Here is a 6523-nt window from a genome sequence, read left to right on the forward strand (position 1 = left end):
TCATCTCGACGTCGAGCACATCAGGGTGCACAAACTGCGGCCAGGAGCAACGCCCAAGATCCACACGGGACTTCAAGGCAGCCGCGAGAGCGGTCTTTGGTGTCTCGCACGGCCGTGACCGCGTGCAGCGAAGCGGCCTCCACACAGTCGTCGCCCGTGTGTGACGAGTAGGACGACTTACGCCACTGGTGCTGGGGAGCGATCACAGCTCTTCCAATCTCTGCGTGATGAATGTCTTGGTCTCGTCCGGCGGCAACGCTTGGTCGGCCAGGTGCCTCAACAGCCGTCGGTAGCGCCGAACCTCACGAGGTTTGTCCTTGGACAGCATGCCGCCGGAGTACTCGACGTAAGCCACACTCGGGTCACGCACATCCGCGAAATCGAAGATCGTGACTCCGCCGGAGAAGGCGGCATCGGTCGCCTTGTCGGGGATCGCCCAGATGTCCACCGTCGGCAACTCGGCCAAGTCCAAGAAGTGCTTCAGCTGTGCCTTCAGAACGTCGCGCCCACCGGTCTCCAGGTAGAAGGCGCTGGGGCCGATGACGGCCGTCAAGTCCGCGGGATTCTCACCGGTGATGGCAGCTCGGCGACGCAGCCGGACCTCGACGATCCCTTCCGCGCTCTCCGGCTCGTTCGGATTGGGAGGCGTGATTGCCTCGGCGTACTCGCGACACTGGAGAAGCCCTGGGATCAAGCCGCCGTTCGCCACTGCGATCTCCGAAGCCTGAGCTTCCAGCGAGATGTAGTCCTCCAGGACGGAACCGACTACATCGCCGTACTCAAGCCACCATCGATGGTCGTCCGAGCCGGCATGCAGATCCTGCAAAGCTTGGGACTCGCCGTCCTTGACGTCGTACAGGCCACAGAGGCGGTAGAGGTCGTGGCGAGTGAGGGCTACCCGGCTCGTCTCGATGCGCGACACCTTGGATTTGCTCCAGCCGAGCGCATCCGCAACCCCGTCGACCGTGTAACCGGCGTCCAGGCGCAGTGTTCGCAGTTCGATACCGAGACGCCTCCGTTGCCGCATCGCAGGCATGTGCCACCCCCTTGCATCCTGTGTGCATGTGCATCCTCCCCCACGTGTGCGAGAGCCCCGAGCGATTAACCCCTTTCGAGTGAATGACCCCGCCTCGCGTTGCATGCAACCTGTCGCACGTTCAATCATGACCACGGCCGCAAGGACGGCCACCCTGTGCACAGGGGCACCGAGCCGCGCCCAACCACGGGAGGTCCGATGTCCTCAGCCACTCACCCCACACACCCCGCGCCACCCGCGACGACACCAAGCGGCGAACCCGCCCTCGTCGTCACGTGCGGCGCCCACGGCAAGAACGCGCGGGCGGTGCGCGACCTCGTCTCGGTCGCCGCCGAACTCGCCGGCGCCGGCGACACGGCAACGGACGATCTCCGTTCCGCCGTCGGGGAGTTGTTCGCCAACTGCGTCACCCACCTGCCCGGCACCACCGTGCATGTGGAAGCGCGACACGATCGCTCGACCCGCCGATTCACCGTCCACGTCGACGACCACGACGACACCCGGGTGCTGTTCCCCCACGAAGGGCCCGCACCGGCCACCGAGGCGGAGTCCGGCTACGGCCTCCACCTCGTGCACCACCTGACCGACCGCTGCGGGGTCATCCCCCTCCCGGCCGGCCGAGGCAAACGTGTCTGGTTCACCATCTCCATCTGAGTTACCAGGCCGCGGGCCCACCGGACGCGGAAGGGCACGGCCGAGCACCACAACCGAGAACACAACGCGAGGGCGCCCGGCCCCCGAGGACGCGAACCACATCCGTCCCGGGCGCACTCGCGGCATCACCGGCGACCGACATGGCGTTTCACGGGTCGGGCCCGCCCGCCGGAGCCGACCGCGCGCGATGGGCCCGGGACCGGCGCTCGGCCACGCGTTACCGCGTCTCGCGGTGATCAGGTTTCAAGGCTCGACGCTGTGAGCGAGGTTGGCGGTACCGATCAGACGTCCGTCTTGCGGACTCGGGGGGCTATCAGGGCTCCCAGCAACGCCACGCCCAGCATGATCGCGAAGATCAGCGTGAAGACGCCGCTGTCCCGACCGGTTCCCTCGTGCAGGGCGGCGAAGATCGCGCCGCCCAGGCCGACCATCACGATCGTGCCCAGCGAGTCCGCCACCTGGAGCGAGGAGGAGTTCGTGCCCGAGTCCTCCGGGGTGGACAGGTCGAGCGTGAGCACGCTCACCGCCGAGATCGCCATCCCCATGCCCGCGCCGCCGAAGAACCAGCCCACCGTGACCGTCCACGCCGGCATCCCCGGCACCAGCGCCAGCAGCGCCCCGCCGATCGCCACCGCGACGAGCAGGAAGCCCACCCGCACCAGCCGAGGCCGCCGCGTCCGCGAGGCGCGTCCCTGATACCAGGAGCCCATCGACCAGGACAACGCGCCGGCGGTCAGCGTCAGGCCCGCCTGCGTCGGCGACAACCCGTGCTCGCTGATCAGCATCAGCGGCACGAACGACTCCACCGCGAAGAACGAGCCCGCGATCACGCCCCGCGACAGGATCACCGCAGGCAACCCGCGCTCGGCCCGCAGCGTGCCCTTGGGCAGCAGCCGAGGCACCGTCATCGCCATGCACGCCAGGCCGACCACGAGCAGGACCACGCCCACCACGTTCAGGTGCTGCCCTCCGTACTGGAGCATCCCCGCGCCCACCGAGGCCCCGACCGCCGCGCCGATCCGGCGCCGGTTCATCCGCGCGCCCGGCACGGACTCGCCCTTCATCCGCTTGATCTGCGGCATCATCATCGCGATCGGCAGCGCGACCAGGACCGGGATCGCCAGGAACACCCAGCGCCACCCGAGGTGATCGGTGACCAGACCCGACACCGGCGGCCCCACGATCGACGGCAACACCCAGGCCGCCGAGAACGCCGAGAACACCCGGGGCCGCAGGTCCGACGGATATGCCCGCCCCACCACCACGTACAGCGACACGATCACCAAGCCGCCGCCGAGCCCCTGCACCGCGCGGCCCAGGATGAACGGCCACATCGACTGCGCCGTGCCCGCGAGCACGAGCCCCAGCGCGAACGCGCCGATCCCGCCGAACAGCGGCAACCGGGGCCCACGCGCGTCACACCACTCACCGGAGAAGACCATCGCGAGCAGGCTGGTGGTGAAGAACGCGGAGAACGCGAGCGCGTAGAGCGGTACCCCGTGGAGTTCCTTGACCGCCACCGGCATCGCGGTCCCCACCGCCATCGCCTCGAAGGCGATCAGCAGCACGACGGAGACGATTCCGAGGGTCAAGTGGAGATAGGGCCGGGTCAGTACACCGGGCTCCGTGTCGGACTTCTCGGCACGGCGTCGTGCTCGCTTCGACTCTCCCACTGCTGTCACCGAGACAGCCTAAAGGGTTGTCACATATACGCCTTATAGAACAAGACGACTACTCCTTATAGAACGAGACAACGTCATAGAACGAGACAACGTCGTGGAACGAGACAACGTCATGGAAACGCGCCGAAAACACTTGCCCGGGAAACACCACTCGACCGAGACCACGCCCCGGAGAGCTCAGTCCACCACCACGTCGCGAGGGCGCAGCGGCAGCCTCGGAAGTTCCAGCCCCGTGGCGTCGCGGACCGCCGCCGCGACCGCCGCCGAGACCGGGACGATGGACGCGTCGCCCAGTCCCTTCGCGCCGAACGGCGATCCGGGTTGCGGCTCCTCGATCCACGCGGCGATCCGCACCGGCGGTACGTCCCACGTGCCCGGCGGGGTCCACACCGACTCCGGGTCCTCGGTCAGCGCCAGCCCGACCCCCATCGCCACCGAACTCTCCACCCGTACGCGCGCCTGCGCCGGATCCAGGACCCGGCCGGCGTCGTAGGCGCCCGTCACGTCCACGATCCGGATCGTGCCCAGCTCCGGGTCCAGGTCCACCACGACCCGGCACGCCGAGAAGGCCACCGCCGGGTACGCGTTGCCCTGCCCCGCGTCGTCCAGCGGCTCGGTGGCCGGCGCCTTGCACGCGCCCGCCGTGGTCACCGTCGCGGTGTCCTCGTACATCACGTCCACCGACAGGTCGATCAAGCCGTCGTACGACCTGATCCGCCCGTCACGGATGTCCAGCAACTTCGCCGTCATCCCGTAGCGCGCCGCCACCGGCGCCAACAACCGCTCGCGAATCTCCCGCGCCGCCTGCTCCACCGCCCCCGCCGTGAGCCACGTGTGCCGGCCCATCCCCGGCGCCCCGGCGGTCGGCAAGGCCGTGCCCGCCTGCAACACGATCGCGTCCGGAACGCCCAGCACCTCGTCGACGATCTGCCGCACCAGGTTCACGAAACCCTGCCCGACCTCCACCGCCGCGCACGTGACCGTCACCACGCCGCCGTCGAAGCGCACCGTGGCCGTAGAGGACTCGTCGGCCCCCTCGATCCCCAGCAGCGGCATCAGCCCGACCGCGTAGCCGGTCCCCCGCAACGTCCCCGGCGCCGGCGGCGCGGTCGGCGCCGCCGCCTCCGCGACCGCGCGCACCGCGGCCCCCACCGGCACCGGACCGGTCAACACCTGGCCGGTGGTCAGCATCGTCCCGGTGCTCAACGCGTTGCGCAGCCGCAACTCGACCGGATCCATCCCGAGCGCGTCCGCCAACTTGTCCATCTGCGCCTCGTGCGCGAAGCACACCTGTACCGCGCCGGCCCCGCGCATGGTGCCCGCCGGCGCGTTGTTGGTCCGCACCGCCCACGCGTCCACGACCGCGTACGGCACCATGTACGGCCCCGCCGCGCATCCCACCAGCCGGCCCACGACCTCGGGCGACACGCCCGCGTACGCGCCGCCGTCGAGGATGATCTGCGCCTCGACCGCGAGCAACCGGCCGTCGGCGTCGGCCCGGTGCGTGTACTTCATCCGCGCCGCGTGCCGGTGCCCGCCCGCCCGCAACGACTCGTCCCGGTCGAGCACCGCCTTGACCGGCCGCCCGGTGCGCAGCGCGAGCAGCCCGACCACCGCGGTCAGCCCGACGTCCTCGCGGGTTCCGGAGGAGCCACCGGCGCCGGTGGGCATGAGCCGCACCATCCCGGGCGGCAGCCCCAGGCACTCCGCGACCTGATCGCGATCCGCGTGCGGGTACGGCGACGCCACGTGCAACTCGACGCCGCCGTCCGGCGAGGGCATCGCGAGGGCTGCGTCGGTGGCGGGGTTGGCCTGATACTGCGCGGGGACCTCGTACAGGCCCTCGACCACGACCTCCTCGACCGGGCTGCCGTCGCGCCGGGTGCGGACCGGCTTGCCGTGCCGCAGCGCGATGTGCCGCAGCACGTTGCCGTCGGGGTGCAACGGCGGGCCGGCGAAGGCGTGTTCGGGGTCGGAGGCGACGTCCAGCGGTTCATAGCCCACCAGGACCGCCGCCGCGCCCGCCTTCGCGGCCTGCAACGTCTCGGCCGCGACCGCCGCGACGCCCTCGCCCGCGAACCGCACGACGTCGTTGGCCAGCACGGGCCGATCCGCCACGATCTGGCCGTGGCAGGCGCCGGCCGGCAGGTCCGCGGCCGTCACCACGCCGTGCACACCCGGTACCGCGTAGGCCGGGCCCACGTCGATGCCCAGGATCCGGGCGTGCCGGTACGGCGAGCGTACGAGCACGCACCACAGCAGGCCCGGCGCCCACAGGTCGCCCGTGAACGAGAACCGCCCGCGGGCCTTCACGTCCCCGTCGGGGCGTGGCGCGGATTCCCCGATGCTCACTCCGCGCCGCCGGCCGACGGTGGCGCGATCACGTTGAACATCATCGTCGAGTGGGTTTCCTGCGGTACCCGGCGGCGTGCCGCCGCGCGGACCGCGTCCACCATCGGATGCGGCCCCGCGCACCGGCACGGATGGCCGTCGAGCGCGCGCCGGATCTCCACCTCGCCCGGCTCGGGCGCGCGCGCGAGCAGCGCGCACGCGGAAGCCACCACACCGGGTACGCAGTAGCCGCACTGCACCGCGCCGAACTCGACCAGCGCGCGCTGTACTTCGCCGGTCTCCGTGTCGTTGTCCAGGTCCTCGATCGTGCGCACCTCGCGGTCGCCGAGGGTGGCCGCCGCGATCAGGCACGCCGCGACCGCGACTCCGTCGAGCTGGACCGTGCAGGTTCCGCACACGCCTTGCCCGCAGCCGTCCTTGGCCCCGGGAAGCCCGAGCCGCTCGCGCAGCACGTACAGCAGGTTCTCGCCGATCCACGCGTTCTCGATCAACCGTGCCTCGCCGTTGACCCGCAGTACGTACGACGTGGTCGGCTCGCCGTAGCCCGCCGGGAAACCCTCGGGAAGACCGTCCGCCCCGGCGCTCATGCCGCGAACGCCCGATGTACCGCGCGCCGCGCGCACACCGCGAGGACGTGCCGCAAGTGCGCTCGCGCGGCCCGCTGTTCGGCCTCCGGGCGTACCTCGTCGGCGACGAGCCGGCCGAAGTCCGCGGCGTCGCGCGCGTCCACGAGCCGGCCGGTACGCGCGTCTATCCGGGTCGCCAGCCACTGCTCGGCGCCGAACGCGCGCACCGGCCC

The 6523-nt window shown here is 70.8% G+C and carries 7 protein-coding genes; 1 reads left to right on the plus strand and 6 read right to left on the minus strand.

The window, feature by feature from the left end:
• Nucleotides 1-20 precede the first annotated feature (20 nt).
• Entirely contained in the window at nucleotides 21-206 is a 186-nt protein-coding gene (locus tag GT354_RS55280; protein ID WP_346012471.1) for a DUF397 domain-containing protein, read from the minus strand.
• The gene (locus GT354_RS45385) at nucleotides 203-1036 is read right to left on the minus strand and encodes a helix-turn-helix transcriptional regulator (RefSeq protein WP_161363256.1); all 834 of its coding nucleotides are present in this window, start codon (nucleotides 1034-1036) and stop codon (nucleotides 203-205) included. Before GT354_RS45385 ends, GT354_RS55280 begins: the two co-directional genes overlap by 4 nt.
• Before the next feature lie 198 nt (nucleotides 1037-1234).
• Here GT354_RS45385 and GT354_RS45390 point away from each other — a divergent pair, with 198 nt between their 5' ends.
• On the plus strand, nucleotides 1235-1690 hold the full coding sequence (locus GT354_RS45390; protein WP_161363258.1) for an ATP-binding protein: 456 nt from the start codon (nucleotides 1235-1237) through the stop codon (nucleotides 1688-1690).
• Between the two features lie 281 nt (nucleotides 1691-1971).
• Here GT354_RS45390 and GT354_RS45395 read toward each other — a convergent pair whose 3' ends face one another.
• From GT354_RS45395 to GT354_RS45410, 4 genes are all read right to left on the minus strand, one after another.
• Nucleotides 1972-3372, minus strand: coding sequence for an MFS transporter (locus GT354_RS45395; RefSeq protein WP_161363260.1), 1401 nt, complete (start codon nucleotides 3370-3372; stop codon nucleotides 1972-1974).
• A gap of 177 nt (nucleotides 3373-3549) precedes the next feature.
• Nucleotides 3550-5685 (minus strand): xanthine dehydrogenase family protein, encoded by a 2136-nt coding sequence (locus GT354_RS45400; RefSeq protein WP_346012472.1) that lies wholly within the window; start codon nucleotides 5683-5685, stop codon nucleotides 3550-3552.
• A 35-nt stretch (nucleotides 5686-5720) separates the two neighbouring features.
• Nucleotides 5721-6311, minus strand: a complete 591-nt coding sequence (locus GT354_RS45405) for a 2Fe-2S iron-sulfur cluster-binding protein (RefSeq protein WP_161363262.1) — start codon at nucleotides 6309-6311, stop codon at nucleotides 5721-5723.
• Nucleotides 6308-6523: hypothetical protein (locus GT354_RS45410; protein WP_202513024.1), on the minus strand; the 216-nt coding region annotated here is incomplete at its 5' end. The genes GT354_RS45410 and GT354_RS45405, both read right to left, overlap by 4 nt.

The sequence above is a fragment of the Streptomyces sp. SID3343 genome, from assembly GCF_009865215.1.
Classification (GTDB): domain Bacteria; phylum Actinomycetota; class Actinomycetes; order Streptomycetales; family Streptomycetaceae; genus Embleya.

What these genes read in the sequence shown, in the direction of transcription:
- GT354_RS45385 (WP_161363256.1), bottom strand. Translation starts at nt 1,036, where the DNA reads ATGCCTGCGATGCGGCAACGGAGGCGTCTCGGTATCGAACTGCGAACA.
- GT354_RS45405 (WP_161363262.1), bottom strand. Translation starts at nt 6,311, where the DNA reads ATGAGCGCCGGGGCGGACGGTCTTCCCGAGGGTTTCCCGGCGGGCTAC.
- GT354_RS45390 (WP_161363258.1), top strand. Translation starts at nt 1,235, where the DNA reads ATGTCCTCAGCCACTCACCCCACACACCCCGCGCCACCCGCGACGACA.